Origin of the sequence: Photorhabdus cinerea, assembly GCF_011189575.1 — a bacterium.
GTDB lineage: Bacteria > Pseudomonadota > Gammaproteobacteria > Enterobacterales > Enterobacteriaceae > Photorhabdus > Photorhabdus cinerea.
On the sequence record NZ_PUJW01000170.1, the window covers coordinates 1 to 233 of the forward strand.

The 233-nt window shown below is 38.2% G+C and carries 1 pseudogene; it reads right to left on the reverse strand.

From position 1 onward, the window contains the following. Window positions 1-90 (reverse strand): annotated as a pseudogene (locus C5469_RS24670) (LysR family transcriptional regulator); the annotation flags it as partial. Window positions 91-233: the final 143 nt, after the last annotated feature.

A 233-nucleotide genomic window follows, 5' to 3' on the forward strand; every position in this document is an offset into this window, starting at 1 on the left:
GAATAAAGGCATCAGTTTTCCAGAATGAATATCTGTCGATACTACCCAATTAGGCAAAAGCCCTACCCCAAATCCATTAACCGCGGCCATTCTCAATGTTTCAAAATCATCACTGCGAAAAATCCTGCTATCATTATTGAAGTTAAACGATCCCTAACGGGATCAGTCAAATATTCTGTTTGATCAAGTTCAACCTGAATTTTAGAATATCGCGTAAATAGTTCTGCCAGCAT